The 1,675-nt window shown below is 50.7% G+C and carries 3 protein-coding genes; 1 reads left to right on the plus strand and 2 read right to left on the minus strand.

Translation table 11 applies throughout. The features are described from left to right. Positions 1-592: ComF family protein (locus AC06ND_RS08485; protein ID WP_475678553.1), on the minus strand; the 592-nt coding region annotated here is incomplete at its 3' end. Positions 593-666: 74 nt separating this feature from the next. Here AC06ND_RS08485 and AC06ND_RS08490 point away from each other — a divergent pair. Beyond that, positions 667-1,476 (plus strand): HAD hydrolase family protein, encoded by an 810-nt coding sequence (locus tag AC06ND_RS08490; RefSeq protein WP_475678554.1) that lies wholly within the window; start codon positions 667-669, stop codon positions 1,474-1,476. Positions 1,477-1,495: 19 nt separating this feature from the next. Here AC06ND_RS08490 and AC06ND_RS08495 read toward each other — a convergent pair. Further along, the coding region (locus AC06ND_RS08495; RefSeq protein ID WP_475678555.1) for a tyrosine-protein phosphatase at positions 1,496-1,675 on the minus strand (180 nt) is incomplete at its 5' end.

Below are 1,675 nucleotides of genomic sequence, written 5' to 3' on the forward strand. Positions count from 1 at the left end.
CATTGATGAACTTTCCGGAGCGGTCCAGTTTCGTCTGCGAACCTGTATGACGCTTACGCTTCAGACAAACCGTATCCAGCCGGCAGGAACCGGGGTCCTGCCGCCGTTTCACGATTTCGGAAAACACCCCTTCCGCTATCACTTCGGCCTGATTGTAACCACGGGAAAAGCGTCGTCTCCAATGGAGGGGGACAGGAATCACCACATCCACGTCATCGAAGAAGCGGCATTCCGCCACTTTCCTGCCCAAAGCGCCGGCAAGATAACGTCCAAGGCGCATATCCGCCCCATATTTCAAAGACTGGGACAGTTTCTTGTACCCACCTTTGTAAAAATACAAGGCAACGGCACGGGCATATGGTTCAGGCAGGCCGCCCGCGTCAGACAGGGCAGCATTTAACCGCTCCGCCATAGGATTGAACCGTGAAGTCCAGAAATAAGTGTAAGGGAAAGACATGCGGCATGAGGTGCAAAGGAAATCTTCATTCGCAAGCAGTTTCTCCCCGCACACAGAACAGCATCTGGGAAGAAACAACTCCGCCAGATCATGCAGACAAGTCTTTATGTCTCCACCTGTGATTTCCATTTTCACATTCCTGTTTCCTCCGCCAAAAATATAAAAAAAAACCGAATCTTTTGCTTAACTTTGTATGTTGAATTTCGGATATGGTTAAAGCGGCTTACTTCGACGTTGACGGTACTCTTGTAAATTTTTCCCAGCATATATTGTCTGAGACAGACAGGGCGTCCCTCGATGCCTTGAGGGCCAAAGGGATAAAGATTTTCCTCGCCACGGGACGGCATATCACCGCAATAGACAAGATACAATACCCGGTTGACGGCGTCGTTTCCAACAACGGGGCTCTGTCCTACCTGGCAAAGAACGGCCCTGCTCCCGTACAGGACTTCGATGCTTTCGAACTGGTGGGGGCGAATCCGTTTCCGGCCGATGTCGCGCGGGGGGTGGGACAGATAATACACGACTGCCGCCTTGCCAGTATGTTCTCGACTTCCTACGCCACCCTCATAAACCGGTATGACGCCGATGTGGAGAACTCCCTCGATATCCTGAAATTCCCCAAACTCAAGCTTGTTCCCACTTTGGAGATTATCAAGGAACCTATTTACGAATTCACCATTTTCATCACCCCTGAGGAAGAAGCTCCGTACTTCGGCCGTTACCTCGACAGGATGGCACCCGCACGCTGGTGCGATGAGTTCACGGATTTCAATGTCCTGGGCGTTACAAAGGCTTTGGGCATAGACCAGACTATTGCCAAACTGGGAATAAGACTTGAAGAAACCATATCCTTCGGAGACGGGGGGAACGACATTCCCATGCTGGAACACGCGGGGATGGGAGTGGCAATGGACAATTCCTTGCCGAAAGTGAAGGCGGCAGCCGATTTCATCACCAAAGACGTTGAAGAAAACGGTGTCACTTATGCTTTGAAGACCCTCGGAATCATTGATTGAGGGACTTCACGTATCTACCCTATTCTGTGTATCTTTCCTTCAGAACGGCCATATCCTCATCTGCAAACATGAGGACGCCGTTGAGGTATCCTTTCAAAGAGCCGAACCTGCGATCGATAAGGTCCAGCGCATTGATGAAATAATCCACGTTCACACTGATGAAGGTGCGGAGCACCTGATAGACCTCGTCCGAGGAAAT

It is taken from the genome of Candidatus Cryptobacteroides sp. (genome assembly GCF_056207615.1).